The sequence below is a fragment of the Actinomadura xylanilytica genome, assembly GCF_030283145.1.
Classification (GTDB): domain Bacteria; phylum Actinomycetota; class Actinomycetes; order Streptosporangiales; family Streptosporangiaceae; genus Spirillospora; species Spirillospora xylanilytica.
Window position 1 is genome coordinate 23,742 of the sequence record NZ_JASNWE010000010.1, and the last position, 17,389, is coordinate 41,130.

Below are 17,389 nucleotides of genomic sequence, written 5' to 3' on the forward strand. Positions count from 1 at the left end.
CCTTCCGCCATCTCGTCATGCCCTGGAGCATCGATGCCTGCCCAGACCCAGTCCGCCGCCGCCCGGTCGCCGCTGACCCGCCTCCGCCCGGTCGCCCTCTCTCCGACGCTGGCCATCAACGAGGCCATCGCCCGCAAGCGCCGTGCGGGGATGCGCGTCCTCCCCCTCGGTTTCGGAGAGGCCGGGATCCCCATACATCCGGCGCTGACCAGAGAGCTCGCCGCCGCCGCCGGCCAGGGCGCGTACGGCCCGGTCGCCGGGTCCGCCGCCCTGCGGGCGTCGGCGGCGGGCTACTGGAGCCGCCGGGGCCTGCCCACCGACCCGGCCTTCGTCGTCGCCGGGCCGGGCAGCAAGTCGCTGCTCTTCGGCCTGCTCATGGCGCTCGGCGGCGACATCGCCGTCCCGGCGCCGAGCTGGGTCACCTACGCGGCGCAGGCCGCGCTGGTCGGCACCGAGCCGGTGCGCATCTCGACGCCCCCCGGCGAGGGCGGCGTGCCCAGCCCGGCGCTCCTCGCCGACGCCGCGGTGCGCGCCCGCGCGGCCGGACGGCCGATCCGCGCCGTCATCGTGACGCTGCCCGACAACCCCACCGGGACGCTCGCGTCCGAGGACACCGTCCGCCGGCTCTGCCAGGTGGCCCGCGAGCACGATCTGGTGATCATCTCCGATGAGATCTACCGCGACCTGGTGCACGACCGGACCCGCCAGGTGACCAGCCCCGCCCGGTTCGCGCCGGAGCGGACCGTGGTGACGACCGCGCTGAGCAAGCATCTGGCCGCCGGCGGCTGGCGGCTCGGCGTGGCGCGGCTGCCCGACAGCCCGTTCGGCACCGCGCTGCGCGCCAGCCTGCTCGGCATCGCGAGCGAGCTGTGGTCGAGCCCGCCGGCGCCGATGCAGCACGCCGCCGCCTATGCCTTCGCCGAGCCGCCCGAGCTGGTCGAGCACGTCGACCGCAGCAGCCGACTGCACGCCGCGGTGGCCAACGCGGTGGCCGACCGGTTCGCCGCGGCCGGGGCGAACGTGCCGCGCCCGCAGGCGGCCTTCTACGTCTACCCCGACCTCGGGCCGCTCCGCGAGAGGCTGCGCGAGGTCCACGGGGTGGGCACCGCCGCCGGGCTGACCGAGCTGCTGCTGGAGCGGTACGGCGTGGGCATCCTGCCCGGCAGCTCGTTCGGTGAGCCCGCCGAGGCGCTGCGGATGCGGGTGGCGCCGAGCCTGCTGTACGGGGAGAACGACGAGCAGCGGCTCGCGGCCCTGGCCGCCCCGGACCCGGCGGCGCTGCCCTGGATCGCCGGTTCCCTGGACCGCCTCACCGAGGTCCTCACCGACCTCGCCGGGACGGACGGCGCGCCCGCGGCCGGTGCCGCGCGGGCGGGGCTCGCCTCGGCCGCCGCGGGCTGAGACCGGAACCGGCCGCGCCGGCCGCCGTGACCGCGGGGACCCCCGCGCACCGATCGGGATTCCCGGGAATTCCCTTCGGCGCGCGGAGGCCGGCCTCGCGTCGCGGAGGGCAAGGGAGTCGAACCCCTTCGAGTTTCACCTCGACGTCAGTTTTCGAAACTGCTGCCTTGCCGTTCGGCCAGCCCTCCCGGGCGCGGCGAAACCGGGTCTGGAAACCCGATCCGATTCTGCGGAACGGGGGCCCGGAGAATCGCCGCCGGACCTCATGCCGCACCTGTCACCGCGTGGACTCGCAGGGGATCGAACCCTGATCGGCTGCGTGCAAGGCAGCCGTGTTCCCGTTACACCACAAGCCCGGATGAGCACTGCGCAGGGGCGGTGGGAGTCGAACCCACTTTCCGCTGGATTTGGAGACCAGCCGCCCAACCGGTGGCTCACCCCTTCGCGCTGCCGGCTCACGCCGACGTACTTCAGGATGCGCGCCCCGATGATCTGCCGCAACGCGTTTTCCGGACGGCTACAGGTCGGGGTCGGTGTCCTTGGCGGTGGCGACCGGGCGGAGCGGGCGGCGGAGTGGGACGAGCATCATGGAGAAGTCGGCGGCGGCGATGATGCGGTCCTCGGCGTCGGTCACCCGGCAGTCGACGATGACGAGCTGGCGGCCCGCCTTGAGCACCTCCGCGCGCGCGAACACCTCTTCGCCGTGCGGACGGCCCAGGTAGCGCACATGCAGGTCGGCGGTGACCAGGCTCTGGCGGCCGGGCTCGAAGCCGCCGCCGCGGGCGGCGGCGCTGCCGGCCGCGACGTCGATCAGCGTCGCGATGGCGCCGCCGTGCAGGTTGCCGGTGCTGTTGAACGCCTGCTCGCGGACCGGCATCGACAGCACCGCGTGCCGGTCGCCGATCTCGACGACCTCCAGGCCGAGCAGGTCGTGCAGCGGCGTGGCGTGGCGCAGCGTGGCGCGCACGGCGGCCTGCTCGTCCGGGGGCAGTTCGGCGATGCGGATCGTGCCGGACGGGTGCTGCGCTGCCATGCCCCTGATCACTCCTCTGCGGCCGGTACTGCCGCCTACATCCTAGTTACGCGCCGGGCCGCAACGGATAAGCGTGGTGTAAGGTCCAACGTCGCACGGGGCAAACGTTACATAGCGACCATCGGCCGGCGACGCGCCGTCCCACCTTGCTCCCCCGTGGTAAACCCGAAACAGTGTGATGTCACGTTTGTGATGGAAGAAGGCGAGGGGGCCCGCCATGAGGCATGCACAGGACGGGGCTGCCGCGGCGATAAGCGCCGCCTCACGAATTCTGGTCGCCCGGGGCAAGAACGAGCCCCAGGAGCAGGAGAACCCCGACGTCGGCTGGGGACAGCGCGCCCGCGACGGGGTGTGGGTGCCGACCAAGGACGGCCAGCGCATCCACATCGGGATCGACACCGCGGCGGCCGACACCGTCGGGCAGGTGCTCCGCCCGAGCCTGCGCGTCTATGGAGGGGTCGACGTCGACACCGACATCGTGGCGCAGACGACGGCCGGCGGGGTCCGGCTGCTCACGGTGATCCACGGGGCGGACGCCCCGACGGAGTTCCGCTTCCCGATCTCGCTCGCCGACGGCCTGGCGCTGGAGTCGATGCCCTCCGGCGGCTACGACGTCGTGCACCTGCGGTACGGCGCGACGGTCGGGCGCCTCTACAACCCGTGGGCGTCCGACTCGATGTTCCGGCCGGTGAAGGCCGACTACACCCTCGACGGCCAGACGGTCACGATGCGGATCCAGCACGTCGACGCGTTCTACCCCGTGGTCGCCGACCCCTACTACGCGCACTGACGGCCGCCCCGCCCCGGGGTGGTGCGGGCCCGTTCGGGGCCGCCGCGCCGACCGGGGCGGGCGTCATAGGGTGAGAGCGGGCCGCGGGCCGGTCCCGGCGGCGTCGGGCGCCCGGCCGCCTCCCGGTCCCCCGAGACTGGAGTCATCGTGATCTTCACCCATGACACCGAGCACGCGCTCGCCATCGTCGTCGATCTGATCAACACCGCCCCCGCGACGTCCGGCGCCGAGCGGCTCGGCGGGCCGACGGACCTGCGCGAGTTCGTCGAGCGCAATCGGTTCAGCGGCATCCGGACGCTGTCGGAGCGCGACCTGGCCCGGGTGCTCGACCTGCGCGCCCGGTTCCAGGCCGTGTTCGAGGCGCCGGACGTGCCGACCGCGGTCCGGCTCGTCAACGAGGTCATCGGCGAGGTGCGCACCACCCCGCACCTGACCGACCACGACGACTACAGCTGGCACGTGCACTTCTTCGCCCCGGGCGCGCCGATGGGCGAGCACCTGGCGGCCGACTGCGGGATGGCGCTGGCGTACGTGGTGGCGGCGGGCGAGCTCGAGCGGCTGCGCACCTGCGAGGCGCCGGACTGCGCGCGGGTGCTGGTCGACCTGTCCCGCAACCGGTGCCGCCGCTACTGCGACAGCCGCACCTGCGGCAACCGCATGCACGTGGCGGCCTACCGGGCCCGCCGCCGCGAGGCCACCGCCCCCTGACCGTCCGCGCGTGCCGGACCACGCGCCCGGTGCGGGCCGGACCGGACCCGGCGGGCCCGGTCCGGGCGGGTCAGGGACCGAGGGCCGCGACGGCGTCGAGGGCGCGGCGGGCGCCGGCCACGTCGTGGACGCGGAAGACGCGGGCGCCGAGCCTCGCCGAGACGCCCAGCACCGCCATCGTGCCGACGCCGCGCTGGTCGACGGGGCGGCCGAGGGTCTCGCCGATGAAGTCCTTGTTGGACACCGCGACCAGCACCGGCCAGCCGGTGGCGGTGAGCTCGCCGAGCCGGCGGGTGATCTCCAGGGAGTGCCGGGTGTTCTTGCCGAAGTCGTGCGCGGGGTCGATGAGGATCGCGTCCCGCCGGACGCCGAGGTCCGCCGCGCGCCGCGCCTCGGCGGTGACGTGCCGGGCCACGTCGGCGACCACGTCGGCGTAGCCGGTCCGGTGCGGCCGGGTCCGGGGCTCCAGGCCGCCCGCGTGCGCGCAGACCAGCCCGATGCCGTGGGCGGCGGCCACCTCGGCCAGCCGGGGGTCGGGGCCGCCCCAGGTGTCGTTGAGCAGGTCGGCGCCCGCGGCGGCCACCGCCTCGCCGACCTCCGCCCGCCAGGTGTCGACGCTGATCACCACGTCCGGATGCCGGTCCCGGACGGCGGCGACCACGTCCACCACCCGGCGCAGCTCCTCGGCCACGTCCACCTCGTCGCCGGGGCCGGCCTTCACCCCGCCGATGTCGACGATGTCGGCGCCCTGGTCGACGGCGCGGGCGACGGCGTCCAGGGCCGCGCGGAACCCGAAGGTGGCGCCCCGGTCGAAGAAGGAGTCGGGGGTGCGGTTCACCACCCCCATGATCGCGAACCGGCCGAGCGCGCGGCCGTTCAGCCGCAGCGGCGGCAGCCCGGCCGTCGCGGCGGGCACGGCGGCGGGGGTTCCGGCGGGCGGGCCGGAGTCAGGACGCGGCATTCGGGCACCTCATGATGACCACACCGTCGCACATCGGGACCGCCGCGCGCCACGCCCGCCGTGGCGCCGGACCAGAAGATCCCGGATACTAGAAACGAATTCGGTGCAAACGGCGCCCTCCCGTGTCGGCATTCGCGGGGGATCGCTAATCTCGTCCTCCACACTCATTGCGGGCGCAACCCGTGGTGGGCCCCGTCGCCCGACCCAACCAGCCATGGAGGATCCGCTGTCCAGGCGAGCACTCATCACCGGCATCACCGGGCAGGACGGCTCGTACCTCGCCGAGCATCTGCTGGAGCGTGGGTATGAGGTCTGGGGCCTGGTGCGCGGTCAGGCGAACCCGCACGTGTCACGGCTCCGCAAGCACATCGGCGACGTCCAGATCACCACCGGCGACCTGCTCGACCAGGGCAGCCTGATCTCGGCGGTGGAGCGGGTCCAGCCCGACGAGGTCTACAACCTGGGTGCGATCTCCTACGTCCCGATGTCGTGGCAGCAGGCGGAGCTGACCGCCGAGGTCACCGGGATGGGCGTGCTGCGGACGCTCGAGGCGATCCGGGTGGTGTCGGGGATCAGCTCCTCGCGCACTCCCGCGCGCGCGCAGATCCGCTTCTACCAGGCGTCGTCCTCGGAGATGTTCGGCCTGGTCCGCGAGACTCCGCAGAACGAGAGGACGCCCTTCCACCCGCGCAGCCCGTACGGCGTGGCCAAGAGCTACGGGCACTACATCACCCAGAACTACCGCGAGTCGTACGGGATGTACGCGGTCAGCGGGATCCTGTTCAACCACGAATCGCCGCGCCGCGGCGCGGAGTTCGTCACTCGCAAGGTCTCGCTCGGGGCGGCCCGCATCAAGCTGGGCCTGGCCTCCGAGCTGCGCCTGGGCAACCTGGAGGCCCGCCGCGACTGGGGCTTCGCCGGCGACTACGCCCGCGCGATGCGGCTGATGCTCGCGCAGGAGACACCCGAGGACTTCGTCATCGGAACGGGCCAGACGCAGTCGGTGCGCGATCTGGTGGAGTTCGCCTTCTCCAGCGTGGGCCTCGACTGGCGGGAGCACGTGGTACTGGACGCCAAGTACACCCGGCCCGCCGAGGTCGACCTGCTGTGCGCCGACCCGAAGAAGGCCCGCGAGCAGCTCGGCTGGGAGCCCCGGGTCGCCTTCGCCGAGCTGGTGACGATGATGGTCGAGTCGGACCTGCGGCTGCTGTCGGGGTCGTCCCGGCCCGAGGACGAGCCGATCAGCCCGGACCACTGGTGAGCCGTCCGGCGGCGCCGTGCGACGATGCCCTTATGGCAACGTGTGAACATGTGCGGCTGCTGCCGGACGAGGATCCCGCACCGCGGACCCCGCAGGGATGCCAGGAGTGCCTCGCTGAGGGCACCCGCTGGGTGCACCTGCGGCTGTGCCTGAGCTGCGGGCACGTGGGCTGCTGCGACTCCTCGCCGATGCGGCACGCGACCGCGCACTACCGGGGCGAGGGGCATCCGGTCGTCCGGTCGTTCGAGCCGGGTGAGGACTGGCGCTGGTGCTTCGCCGATGATCTGATCGTCTGATGCCCGAGGTCCGCCTCGGGACGGGCGCCGGCCGGTGGATCCTGCTGGCCACCGTGCTCGGGTCGAGCGTGGCGCTGCTCGACTCGACGGTGGTCAACGTCGCGCTGCCCCGGCTGGCCCGCGACCTGCACGCCGACATGGCCGGGCTCCAGTGGACGGTGAACGCCTACACGCTGACGCTGGCCGGGTTCATCCTGCTCGGCGGCTCGCTCGGCGACCGGTTCGGGCGGCGCCGGGTCTTCCTGATCGGCGTGGTGTGGTTCGCGGCGGCCTCGGTGCTGTGCGGCGCGGCCCAGGACGTCCCGATGCTGGTGGCGGCGCGGGCGCTCCAGGGTATGGGCGGGGCGCTGCTCACCCCGGGCTCACTGGCGATCATCCAGGCGTCGTTCGCCGCCGACGACCGGCCGCGGGCGGTCGGCGCCTGGTCGGGGTTCGGCGGGGTGGCCGGCGCGATCGGCCCGTTCGCCGGCGGCTGGCTGGTCGAGGCGGCGGGCTGGCGCTGGGTGTTCCTGCTCAACGTGCCGCTCGCGGTGGTGGTGGTGCTGGTGACGGTGCGGCACGTCCCCGAGAGCGTCGATCCGCGGGCGCGGGGGCGCTTCGACGTGACGGGCGCGGTGCTGGCCGCGCTGGCCCTGGCCGGGACGACCTACGCGCTCACCGAGGCGCCCGGGGGCGCGGTCTCCCCCCGGGTGGTCGGCACGGCGGCGGCGGTGGGGCTGGTCGCGGCGGTGGCGTTCGTCGCCGTCGAGCGGGCCCGCGGGCGGCGTCGGCGCCTGTGGGGCAGGCGCTCCGCCCGCGAGGTGCCCCAGCCGATGCTGCCGCTGGACGTGTTCGCGTCCCGGCAGTTCTCCGCCGTCAACGTCATCACGTTCGTCATGTACGGCGGGATGGGCGTGCTGTTCTTCCTGTTCGTGCTGGACCTCCAGGTGGTGTCGGGGTTCTCGCCGATCGCCGCGGGCACCGCGCTGCTGCCGGTCACGGTGCTGATGCTGATGCTGTCGGCGCGGGCCGGCGCGCTCGCCCAGAAGATCGGGCCGCGGCTGCCGATGACCGTGGGCCTGCTGGTCGCGGCGACCGGGATGGTGCTGGTCGGGCAGACCGGCCCGGGCTCGTCGTACGTGTGGAACGTGCTGCCCGCCGTCGTGGTGTTCGGGCTCGGCCTGGCGGCCGTGGTGGCGCCGCTGACCGCGACCGTGCTGGCCACCGCCGACGTCCGGCACGCGGGCGTCGCGAGCGGCGTCAACAACGCGGTGGCGCGGGCGGCGGGCCTGCTCGCGGTGGCCGCGATCCCGCCGCTGACCGGGCTGACCGGCGACGCCTTCAACGACCCGGCCAAGTTCTCCCACGGGTTCCGGCTGGCGATGATGACGTGCGGGGGGTTCCTGGCCGCCGGATCCGTGCTGAGCTTCCTCACGGTGCGGAACGACGCGCTCAGGTCCGCGCCCGACCACCAGCACGAGCCCGACACCAAGAGACACTGCGCGCTGGGCGCCCCTCCCCTGCAACCCGATCCGGAGGCCGCGCACCCCCGTCCGGCCTCCTGACCGGCGGCCCTGTCACTCCGGAACCGCGCCGGCCAGGCGCCGCTCCGGGGCACCGCCGCGCGTCCGGGCGGCGGGCGTGCCGCCGGCGGGCCGTCACCATCGGCTGGCAAACCTCAGGTCCGATTCCGGCTATGTCCAGGACCGGATCGGTTCGTTGTCATACGGTCAAGGGCATGAATCTGCGGCAGCTGCGGTACGTCGTGGCCACCGCCGACCACGGAACGATGACGTCGGCGGCCCAGGCGCTCTACGTCGCCCAGCCCGCGCTGTCGCGGGCCGTCCGGGAGCTCGAGCGGGAGCTCGGGGTGGAGCTGTTCGCCCGGTCCGGCCGCGGAGTGGTGCTGACCCCCGTCGGCGAGCGGGTGGTCCGCGAGGCCCGGGTCGCGCTGGACGCCGTCGAGGCGATCGAGAGCCTGGCGGTGGCCCGCGCCGGCGGGCGCGGCGCCGAGCTGCGCGTCGCGGCCACCCCGTCCCTGGAACCCGAGCTGACCGGGCGGCTGATCCCGAGGTTCGCCCGCGACCAGCCCGCCGTGCGGGTGCGGGTGATCCGCCGGGAGAGCCGCGAGGAGGTCGCCGGGGCGCTCCGCACCGGCCGCGCCGACCTGGCGCTGACGGATCTGCCGGTGCCCGGCGACCTGTCCGCGCACCCGTTCGAGCAGCGGGAGGTCGTGCTGGTCTCGCCGCCGGGCCTGAGGCTGCGCGACCCGGTTCCGCCCGCCGCGCTGAACGGCATGCGGCTGGTGCTGCCCGCCCGGGGCGGCACCGGCCGCGCCGAGATCGACCACCTGCTGAGGCGGCTCGGCGCGACCCCGGTGGCGGCGATGGAGTCCGACGAGCGCGGATCCTGGATCGGCTGGGTGCGCGCCGGGATGGGCTCGCTGCTCTGGTACCGCAACCGGCTGGACGACACCGAGGGCGTCACGGTCCGGTCGTTCATGCCGCCGATCACCCGGACGATCGGGCTCGTGCACGCGCACCGGCCGCTCTCGCCGGTGGCGCGCGACTTCCTGTCCTTCGCCAAGGAGACCACCCGGGACGCCCGGGGCCGCGACCACCACTGACGTCCGCTCCCCCGGCACGCCCGGCCGCCTGCACGCCCGGCCACCTGCACGCCCGGCCACCTGCACGCCCGGCCACCGGCGGGCCCGGCGGCAGCGGGCCCGCGGTGCCGCGCGGGGAGCCGCCCCATGTCATGATCGGCCCGTGGAGACGACGCATGCGCTGTGGCTGCTGGCCGTGCCGGTCAGCGCCCTGGTGGTGGCCGCGGCGGCACGGCGGGCCGGGCTGTCGGCGCCACTGGTGCTGGTGATCGCGGGACTGCTGGTCGCGTTCCTGCCCGGGGTGCCCGAGTTCAGGCTCGACCCCGAGTTCGTCCTCTACGTGTTCCTGCCGCCGCTGCTGTTCTCAGCGGCGTGGCAGAGCTCCTACTACAACCTGCGCGAGAACGTGCGGCCGATCGCGCTGCTGTCGGTCGGGCTGGTGCTGTTCACCACCTTCGCGGTCGGGTGCACCGCCTACCTGCTGGTGCCGGGCCTCCCGCTCCCGGCGGCGTTCGTGCTGGGCGCGATCGTGGCGCCGCCGGACGCGGTCGCCGCGGTGAGCGTGGCGCAGCGGCTCGGGCTGCCGCGGCGGCTGGTGACGATCCTGCTCGGCGAGAGCCTGTTCAATGACGCGACCGCGCTGACGATCTTCCGGGTCGGGGTGGCCGCGGCGGTCGGCGCGGGCTTCAGCTTCACCGGCGGCGTCGGGCGGTTCCTGTTCGCGGCGGTCGCGGGCGCGGCGGTCGGGCTGCTGCTCGGGCCGCCGCTGCACTGGCTGCGGACCCGGCTGAAGGACCCGCTGGTGGAGAACGGGGTCGCGGTGGCGGCGCCGTTCGCCGCGTACCTGATCGCCGAGGCGGTGCACGCCTCCGGCGTGATCGCGGTGGTGGTCAGCGGCCTGTACCTCGGGCACCGGTCCACCGAGACGACGGCGGTGACCCGGCTGATCGGCCAGTCCTTCTGGAAGATCATGGTGTTCCTGCTGGAGTCGGTGGTGTTCCTGCTGATCGGCCTCCAACTGCCGCCGGTGATCGACGGCCTGTCCGGGCACGGCCGGGCCGAGCTCGCCGGGTGGGCGCTGGCCGTCCTCGGCGCGACGGTGCTGGCCCGGTTCGCCTGGGTGTTCCCCGCCTGGTACGTCCCGCTGTGGCTGTCGGCGCGGCGGCGGCCCGACGCCCGGATCGGCTGGCGCGGCAACGTGGTCCTCTCGTGGGCGGGGATGCGCGGGGTGGTGTCGCTGGCCGCCGCGTTCGCGATCCCCTTCGGCACCGACGACGGGCATCCGTTCCCGGGCCGGGACCTGATCCTCTTCCTCACCTTCACCACCGTCCTCGGCACGCTGCTGGTGCAGGGGCTGACCTTCCCGCCGCTGATCCGCGCGCTCGGGATCGGCAGCGCCCGCGAGCGGTACACCGACACCGTCGCGGAGGCGGGTGCGCAGCACGCCGCCGCCCAGGCCGCGCTGGACCGGCTGGAGGAGGTCAGCGCGGCCGAGACCCTCGACGAGGACGTGGTGCAGCGGCTGCGGGGCCTCGCCGAGCACCGGCAGCTCCGCGCCTGGGAGCGGCTCGGCGGCGGCACCGGCCCCGAGGGCGAGGAGGTCCCGTCGGCCACCTACCGCCGGCTGCGCCGCGAGATGCTGGCCGCCGAGCGGCGGGTGTTCGTGCGGATGCGCGACGAGCGCCGCATCGACGACGAGGTGCTCGACCGGGTCCTGCACGAGCTCGACCTGGAGGAGGCGGCCCTCAGCCGCGACTGACCGCCTCGGGCCGCAGGTCGCGCGGGCTGACGCCGTACCGCCGCCGGAACGCGGTGCTGAGCGCGCTCGCGGACGAGAAGCCCGACGCCGCCGCCAGCTCCGAGATGGTCAGGTGCCGGTGCCGGGGGCTGCCGAGCCGGTCGTGCACCAGCTTCAGCCGCTCGTCCCGGATCAGGTCGCGCGGGGTGGTCCCGGCCTGCTGGAGGGCGAGCTGGACCTGGCGCAGCGACCAGCCGAGCTCGCGCGCGACCGCGGCGCCGTTCAGCCCCGGGTCGGCGGCGCGGCGGCGGATCTGCCGGCGGACCAGCGCCTCGACCTCGGCGAGCCGGCCCGGCGCGGACGGGCGGTCGTCGCCCGCCGCGAGCATGCACAGTAGCTCGACCAGGCGGTCGCACACCGCGTCGAACCCGGTGCCGGTGAGCGCCGCGCGCTCCTCGTGCAGGCCGGTCAGCATCGCGCCGGCCACCCGGCCGAGGCCGGTGGTGAAGTCGAGCCCGGCGGGCAGCGGCGCCGCCCGGTTCAGCGGGCCGTCCACCTCGCGGGCGGGGATCGTCATGATGAACGCCTGCGTGCCGGGCGCCTGCACCGCCTCGAACGGCTCGCCGAACGGGACCAGCGCCCCAGAGCCCGGCGCGAGCCGCGCCTCCCGGTCGCCCTGCCGGACGGCCAGTCCGCCGGCGAGCGGGAGCAGCAGCCGGTAGTCGCCGTCGGCGTCGCGGCCGATCTGCCGCGCGGTCCGCCGGTAGCCGACGGGCCCCGACCAGAACCGGACGAGCTGGTGGTTCCGGCTGCGCTGCCGGACCGACCCGCCGCTGAAGTCGCCGGCACGCGGATACTCGCAGGTCATCCGCGACTGGTAGGACGCGGTCTGCTCGCTCCAGAACTCGGCGCGGTCGCGCGCCGGCACGTCGTCGGTCGAGGACGCCTCGACGGCATAGGTCGGTCCGGACACCGGGGGCACCCTCCCTCCGGCCCGCCCGGACCGGCGTTGACGGTCTGGCGCCGCCCCCGCCGGAGCGCGGCGCCCACGGCGGCAGCGTAATGCGGTCTCCGGCCGCCGTTCGGCGGTTCCCGCAGATCGTGAGCGGATCGGGACCCGAGGTCATCGGGCCTCGCTGCGCGCCACGGCAAGATCCGTGCGCGTCCGTGCAAGTGCGTCCCCGGCCGCCGCCCTATCGTCTCGGACGCCGTCCCCCGCGGCCCGCGACACGCTCCCACCGGTCGGGCGCGACCGTCGGGCGCCGGGGCGGGCGGCGGGGCGAGCGATCTCGGGACACGCTGACCACGGCGCGTCAGGTCGTGCCACCATGGCACGCCACCCCTCCAACCCCCGTAGCGCACGAGGATCAGATGGAGCAATTCCTCTTGGCCATGGCGACCTTCTGCTCGGTCGCCGGCATCGCCGCCACCGCGGTGCTCCTGACCCGGGAGCGGCGCGCCACCCTCCGCCTGCGCAGACAGAACACCGCCCTGCGCGCCGACCTGGACGCCCGCGACCAGGAGGTCCGGCACCTGGCCGGGACGCGCCTGCCCGAGCTGCTGGAGTCGCTGCACAACCCGGCGGTGACGGTGTCGGGCCCGCTGCACGACGCGCGCCGCCTCGGGCCGGTGTACGAGCAGGGCATCGACGCGGCCATGGAGCTGGTCGCCGGTTCGGTCGAGCGGGTCAGGGCCCGCGCCGACCAGTCGGCCAAGTCGGCGCTGCGCGGGGCGATGCGCTCGGTGCAGAGCCTGGCCGGCGAGCAGCAGCTCGTCCTGTCGAACATGCAGGACCGGCACGACGACCCCGACACGCTCTCGGACCTGCTCCGGCTGGACCACATGAACGCCCAGCTCGGCCGGCGCGCGCAGGCCACCGCGGTGCTGTGCGGCTCGTGGCCCGGCCAACAGCGCGCGGCGTCCACGCTCAGCGACGTGGTGCGCGGCGCGACCTCCCGGATCCGCGACTACCTGCGGGTGGAGGTGCACTCGCCGGTGAACGCGGCGGTCACCGCCCGCGCGGTGGAGCCGGTCGTGCTCACCGTCGCCGAGCTGCTGGACAACGCGGCGCGGCACTCGCAGCCCGACACCGCCGTCGAGGTCAACGTGCGGAACACGCACAACGGCATCGCGATCATGATCGACGACGCCGGGGTCGCGATGGACACCGAGGAGATCCAGCACGCGACCCGGCTGCTGTCGGGGGAGCGCGCGGCCGACGTGCACGGGCTCGGCGACCCGCCCCAGGTGGGGTTCGCGGTGGCGGGGGTGCTCGCCGCGCGGTACGGGTTCACCGTCTCGGTCGACACCCGGTCGCCGTACGGCGGCGTGCGCGCGGTCGTGTTCCTGCCCAGCGAGCTGCTGACGGACGTCCCCGAGGAGCCGCGCGCTCCGGAGGCCGCCGCGGTGGCCTCCGGAGCGGCGCAGGCCCGCCGGGCGCCGGCGGAGCCCCCGGACTTCGAGGCCCCTCTCGACCCGTCCGCGCCGACCACGGCCGGCGGCCTGCCCAAGAGGACGCGCGCGAGCGCCGCCGGGAAGGCCGCACCCGGACCGGGCGGGCCGCCCCCTGAGACCGGCGGCCCGCCCGTCCGCCCGGCCAGGGCGACCGCCGCGGGGCTCGGCGCCTGGCAGCGCGGCACCCGGTCCGGACGCGCCGCCCCACCGCCCGATAGCGAACGGAAGGACCCCCGGCCATGAACGAGACGATGGACCAGAGCGCCGGCGCCGGTCACAACAAGCTCGGCTGGATGCTCGACGACGCCCTGCGGATGCCCGGGACGCGGTACGCGATCCTGCTGTCGGCCGACGGGCTGCTGATGGCGCACTCCGAGCGGATCGGCCGCGACGAGGCCGAGCGGCAGGCCGCCGGGATGTCGGGGCTGCAGTCGCTGGCCCGCAGCACGGCCGAGTTCTGCGGCGCGGCCGACACGCCCTGGCGGCAGACGGTCAGCGAGTTCGACGACGGATACGTGTTCCTGGTCGCGGCGGGCCCGGGCGCCTACCTGGCGGTGTCGGCGTCCCCGCACGTCGACATGGAGGCGGTCTCGTTCCGGCTCCAGGAGCTCGTCCAGCGGCTCGGCAAGGAGCTGACCACGCCGCCGCGGCACGGGCCCGGCCGGACCGCATGAGGCCGCCCCGCGACGAGCGCGCCCTGGTCCGGCCGCATGTGGTCACCGGCGGGCGCGCGCATCCGAGCCGCAACGTGTTCGACCTGGTGACGCTGGTGATCGCGGTCAGCGACCGGACCACCGGGCTGAACCCCGAGCAGCGCCGCATCGTGACGCTGTGCCGCGGCGGGGCGCTGTCGGTCGCCGAGATCGCCGGGCACCTGCGGCTGCCCGTCGGGGTCGCCCGGGTGCTGCTGTCGGACCTGATGGACAGCGGCCACGTCACCACCCGCGCCCCCGCACCGTCCGCCCGGCCGCCCAGGCTCCAGCTCCTCCAGGAGGTGCTCGATGGACTCCGCGCCCGCCTCTGAGGCGGCCGAGCCGGTCTACCTGCCCGACACCGTGCGGACCGCGGTGAAGCTGCTCATCGTCGGCCACTTCGCGGTCGGCAAGACCACCTTCGTCGGCACGCTGTCGGAGATCCGCCCGCTGCGGACCGAGGAGCGCATGACCCAGGCCGGCGCGATCGTCGACGATCTGGCCGGCGTCCCGGACAAGACGACCACGACCGTCGCGATGGACTTCGGCCGGCTGACGCTCAGCGAGCAGCTCGTGCTGTACCTGTTCGGCACCCCCGGGCAGAGCCGGTTCGAGCGGCTGTGGCACGACCTGGCGCGCGGTGCGCTCGGCGCGCTGGTCCTGGTCGACACCTCCCGGCTCCGGCAGTCGTTCGAGGTGATGGACCTGCTGGAGCAGCACGGCCTGCCGTACGCGGTGGCGGTCAACCGGTTCGAGACCGCCCCGGCGTTCCCCGACGACGAGATCCGCGAGGCGCTCGACCTGCTGCCCGGCACCCCGCTGGTGAGCTGCGACGCCCGTGACCACGAGTCGTCCACCCGCGCGCTGATCACCCTCGTCGACCACCTCCTCACCCTCGACCAGGAGCCCGAGTGACCACCGACCCGGCCGCCGTCCCCCCATCCGCCCCCGCGACCGAACTCGAACCCGAACCCGGGCCCGGGCCGGACGCGGCTCCCGGCACCGGCCCCGCCGGCGGTTCGGGCCCGGGTTCCGGCGGGACGGGCCGTCCGCGGATGTACGGGCCCGCGTTCGACGCCGCGCCCGACAGGTTCTACGCCGAGCTGCGCGAGCGGGGCCCCGTCGCGCCGGTCGAGCTCGCGCCCGGGGTGCCCGCGACGCTCGTCATCGGCTACGACGCGGCGCTGGAGGTGCTCCGCGACCCCGGCACGTTCCCCAAGGACGCGCGCCGCTGGGAGCGGACGGTGGCGCCGGACTGCCCCGTCCTGCCGATGATGATGTACCGGCCGAACTGCCTGCTGACCGACGGCGGCGTCCACGCGCGGCTGCGCGCGGCGGTGACCGACAGCCTGGCCCGGCTCGACCCCTTCACGCTGCGCGAGCACGTGGAGCGCAACGGCGACGCCCTCATCGACGCGTTCGCCGCCGACGGCGCGGCGGACCTGGCCGCCCAGTACGCGCGGGTGCTGCCGCTGCTGATCTTCAACGAGATGTTCGGCTGCCCGGCCGAGATCGGCGACCGGCTGGTCTTCGGCATGAGCGGCATCTTCGACGGCGTCGAGGCCGAGAAGGCCAACGCCGTGCTCGGCGAGGCGGTGCTCGACCTGGTGGCGCTGAAGCGGCGGTCGCCCGGCGCCGACGTGGCCTCGTGGATGCTGGGCCATCCGGTGGGGCTGACCGACGAGGAGATGGCGCACCAGCTCATCCTGCTCCTCGGCGCCGGCACCGAGCCCGAGCAGAACCTCATCACCAACGGGATCAGGCTGCTGCTGTCGGACGACCGGTTCGCGGGCGACCTGTCCGGCGGGAGCCTGCCGGTCGAGGAGGCCCTCGACGAGATCCTGTGGACCGACCCGCCGATGGCCAACTACGCGGTCACCTACCCGGTGCGCGACCTCGACTTCGCCGGGGTGCGGCTGCCCGCGGACCAGCCGGTGGTGATCAGCTTCGCCGCCGCCAACACCGACCCGGCGCGGGCCGGCGGCGACCGGTCCGGCGCCTACCGCGCGGGCAACCGCGCCCACCTGGCCTGGAGCGCCGGCCCGCACACCTGCCCGGCCAAGAACCCGGCCCGGCTGATCGCCATCGTCGCGATCGAGCGGGTCCTGGACCGGCTGCCCGACCTGGAGCTCGCCGTGCCGGCCGGAGGGCTGGTCTGGCGGCCCGGCCCGTTCCACCGTGCCCTGGCCGAGCTACCGGTCCGGTTCCCGCCCGCGCCGCGGGCACCGGCGGGCCCCGCCGCGGCCCGTCCGCCCCGGTGAAGGAGCGGACGGCCCGGCGCGGGACACGGTGACGCGGCGGCCCGGCGCGGCGGCGGGGGTCAGGCGCCGTTGAGCGGCTTGTCGGGCAGCTCGACGGCGTAGGACTCCTTGAGCACGTCCAGGTGGTGCCAGGACTCCCGCACGCTGACGCCGGGGACCGCGCGGACGGCGTCCAGCACGGCCACCAGCTCCGCGCGCGACGACGCCTCGGCCTGGCCGACGATGTCGTAGCGGCCGAAGCCGGTCGCCAGGTAGCGGACGCCCTCCTGCTCGGCCACCGCCTCCGCGGCCCGCCGGAGCCCGCCGGTCACCGTCAGCCCGAAGCCGCCGAGCTCGGCGGCGCCGAGCGCGAGCGGATCGGCCAGCCCGGTCACCTGGATGACGCCCGAGCGCATCAGCCGCACCACCCGGGCCCGGGTGGCGGCCTGGGACAGCCCGATGATGTGCGCGAGCCGGGTGTAGGGGGCGCGACCGTCACGCTGGAGCTCCTGAAGCAGCCGCCAGTCGATGTCGTCGAGGGTGATCTCGCCGAGCTCGCGCACCACCGCGTGGGTGTCGCGCACGGTGGCGACCGAGCGGAACACCTCGGCCCACCGCACCCCGGGCACCGACCGGATCTGGTCGACCTCCGCGGCCAGCGCGGCGTCGTCCCGGGTGCGCACCTGGGCGACCAGGTCGTAGGGCCCAGCGGTCAGCGCGGTGAAGCTGACCGCCGGGTGCCCGGCGATCGCCGCGGCGACCTTGCGGGCCGAGCCGTCCACGGTGACCGACACGTGCCCGATCGCCTCGGCGCCGACGACCGCGGCGTGCACGATGCCAACGACCCGGACGACCTCGGTTTCGAGGAGGTTCTGCACGCGTGCCCGCACGGCCGTGCGGGAAAGCCCGACGCGATCGGCGAGCGCCTGGAACGTCGCCCTGCCATCCCGCTGGAGCTCGCGGACGAGCACGGCGTCGACCGCATCCAGCACGGCTGTCCTCCTCGATATGCAATGAAGCGTTCTGCCAGCAACTGCAAGATCATTCCATTTCGGGACGGTATGACGTCAAATATTGATCTTGCTCGTGTTCGGGGTGCCCGGTGACCGTCGAAGCGTCGGCGTACGGTCTCCGCGGCGACGATTGCCGCGCCGCGCCGACCGGTGCGTGAGCACAACGCCGATCGGGCCGCCCGGCACGACCGGCCCGGCGCGGCGGGGGGCGGGGGCGG

17 protein-coding genes and 3 tRNA genes are annotated in these 17,389 nt (G+C 74.8%); 13 read left to right on the top strand and 7 right to left on the bottom strand.

The features are described from left to right. Positions 1-33 precede the first annotated feature (33 nt). Entirely contained in the window at positions 34-1,401 is a 1,368-nt protein-coding gene (locus tag QP090_RS37165) for a pyridoxal phosphate-dependent aminotransferase (protein WP_285944480.1), read from the top strand. Between the two features lie 103 nt (positions 1,402-1,504). On the opposite strand, the gene QP090_RS37170 is transcribed toward QP090_RS37165, so the two are convergent. The 4 genes from QP090_RS37170 to QP090_RS37185 all read right to left on the bottom strand — a co-directional run bounded on the left by QP090_RS37170 (position 1,505) and on the right by QP090_RS37185 (position 2,434). Continuing rightward, positions 1,505-1,589: transfer RNA gene (locus tag QP090_RS37170), tRNA-Ser, on the bottom strand. Positions 1,590-1,686: 97 nt separating this feature from the next. Beyond that, positions 1,687-1,757: transfer RNA gene (locus QP090_RS37175), tRNA-Ala, on the bottom strand. Positions 1,758-1,771: 14 nt separating this feature from the next. Continuing rightward, positions 1,772-1,843 (bottom strand) — tRNA-Trp (locus QP090_RS37180). A 75-nt stretch (positions 1,844-1,918) separates the two neighbouring features. Continuing rightward, positions 1,919-2,434, bottom strand: a complete 516-nt coding sequence (locus QP090_RS37185; protein WP_285944481.1) for a PaaI family thioesterase — start codon at positions 2,432-2,434, stop codon at positions 1,919-1,921. Between the two features lie 217 nt (positions 2,435-2,651). Here QP090_RS37185 and QP090_RS37190 point away from each other — a divergent pair, with 217 nt between their 5' ends. Both QP090_RS37190 and QP090_RS37195 read left to right on the top strand, forming a co-directional pair. Continuing rightward, positions 2,652-3,224, top strand: coding sequence for a hypothetical protein (locus tag QP090_RS37190; protein ID WP_285944484.1), 573 nt, complete (start codon positions 2,652-2,654; stop codon positions 3,222-3,224). A gap of 147 nt (positions 3,225-3,371) precedes the next feature. Further along, positions 3,372-3,932, top strand: coding sequence for a CGNR zinc finger domain-containing protein (locus QP090_RS37195; RefSeq protein WP_285944485.1), 561 nt, complete (start codon positions 3,372-3,374; stop codon positions 3,930-3,932). A 70-nt stretch (positions 3,933-4,002) separates the two neighbouring features. Here QP090_RS37195 and folP read toward each other — a convergent pair whose 3' ends face one another. Next, on the bottom strand, positions 4,003-4,893 hold the full coding sequence (folP, locus tag QP090_RS37200) for a dihydropteroate synthase (protein ID WP_432763120.1): 891 nt from the start codon (positions 4,891-4,893) through the stop codon (positions 4,003-4,005). A gap of 226 nt (positions 4,894-5,119) precedes the next feature. Here folP and QP090_RS37205 point away from each other — a divergent pair, with 226 nt between their 5' ends. The 5 genes from QP090_RS37205 to QP090_RS37225 all read left to right on the top strand — a co-directional run bounded on the left by QP090_RS37205 (position 5,120) and on the right by QP090_RS37225 (position 10,793). Next, on the top strand, positions 5,120-6,154 hold the full coding sequence (locus tag QP090_RS37205) for a GDP-mannose 4,6-dehydratase (protein WP_285944546.1): 1,035 nt from the start codon (positions 5,120-5,122) through the stop codon (positions 6,152-6,154). A gap of 32 nt (positions 6,155-6,186) precedes the next feature. Beyond that, positions 6,187-6,450: a ubiquitin carboxyl-terminal hydrolase 14 gene (locus QP090_RS37210; protein ID WP_285944487.1), complete on the top strand. Its 264-nt coding sequence runs from the start codon at positions 6,187-6,189 to the stop codon at positions 6,448-6,450. Further along, positions 6,450-7,994, top strand: a complete 1,545-nt coding sequence (locus QP090_RS37215) for an MFS transporter (RefSeq protein ID WP_285944490.1) — start codon at positions 6,450-6,452, stop codon at positions 7,992-7,994. The genes QP090_RS37210 and QP090_RS37215 overlap by 1 nt, the downstream gene beginning before the upstream one ends. 173 nt (positions 7,995-8,167) lie before the next feature. Continuing rightward, the gene (locus QP090_RS37220) at positions 8,168-9,055 is read left to right on the top strand and encodes a LysR family transcriptional regulator (protein WP_285944491.1); all 888 of its coding nucleotides are present in this window, start codon (positions 8,168-8,170) and stop codon (positions 9,053-9,055) included. Between the two features lie 142 nt (positions 9,056-9,197). Next, positions 9,198-10,793, top strand: a complete 1,596-nt coding sequence (locus tag QP090_RS37225) for a Na+/H+ antiporter (protein ID WP_285944493.1) — start codon at positions 9,198-9,200, stop codon at positions 10,791-10,793. Here the strand turns inward: QP090_RS37225 and QP090_RS37230 are convergent. Further along, positions 10,780-11,745, bottom strand: coding sequence for an AraC-like ligand-binding domain-containing protein (locus tag QP090_RS37230; RefSeq protein WP_285944494.1), 966 nt, complete (start codon positions 11,743-11,745; stop codon positions 10,780-10,782). The genes QP090_RS37225 and QP090_RS37230 overlap by 14 nt on opposite strands. A gap of 398 nt (positions 11,746-12,143) precedes the next feature. Here QP090_RS37230 and QP090_RS37235 point away from each other — a divergent pair, with 398 nt between their 5' ends. The 5 genes from QP090_RS37235 to QP090_RS37255 are packed head-to-tail and all read left to right on the top strand — an operon-like array spanning position 12,144 to position 16,179. Then, positions 12,144-13,469 (top strand): ATP-binding protein, encoded by a 1,326-nt coding sequence (locus tag QP090_RS37235; protein WP_285944496.1) that lies wholly within the window; start codon positions 12,144-12,146, stop codon positions 13,467-13,469. Continuing rightward, the gene (locus QP090_RS37240; protein ID WP_285944498.1) at positions 13,466-13,900 is read left to right on the top strand and encodes a roadblock/LC7 domain-containing protein; all 435 of its coding nucleotides are present in this window, start codon (positions 13,466-13,468) and stop codon (positions 13,898-13,900) included. The genes QP090_RS37235 and QP090_RS37240 overlap by 4 nt, the downstream gene beginning before the upstream one ends. Then, on the top strand, positions 13,897-14,250 hold the full coding sequence (locus tag QP090_RS37245; protein WP_285944500.1) for a DUF742 domain-containing protein: 354 nt from the start codon (positions 13,897-13,899) through the stop codon (positions 14,248-14,250). Before QP090_RS37240 ends, QP090_RS37245 begins: the two co-directional genes overlap by 4 nt. Further along, on the top strand, positions 14,228-14,833 hold the full coding sequence (locus tag QP090_RS37250; RefSeq protein WP_285944501.1) for a GTP-binding protein: 606 nt from the start codon (positions 14,228-14,230) through the stop codon (positions 14,831-14,833). Before QP090_RS37245 ends, QP090_RS37250 begins: the two co-directional genes overlap by 23 nt. Then, positions 14,830-16,179, top strand: a complete 1,350-nt coding sequence (locus QP090_RS37255; RefSeq protein WP_285944503.1) for a cytochrome P450 — start codon at positions 14,830-14,832, stop codon at positions 16,177-16,179. Before QP090_RS37250 ends, QP090_RS37255 begins: the two co-directional genes overlap by 4 nt. Positions 16,180-16,238: 59 nt before the next feature. On the opposite strand, the gene QP090_RS37260 is transcribed toward QP090_RS37255, so the two are convergent. Further along, positions 16,239-17,150: an Lrp/AsnC family transcriptional regulator gene (locus tag QP090_RS37260; RefSeq protein WP_285944506.1), complete on the bottom strand. Its 912-nt coding sequence runs from the start codon at positions 17,148-17,150 to the stop codon at positions 16,239-16,241. Between the last annotated feature and the right edge of the window lie 239 nt (positions 17,151-17,389).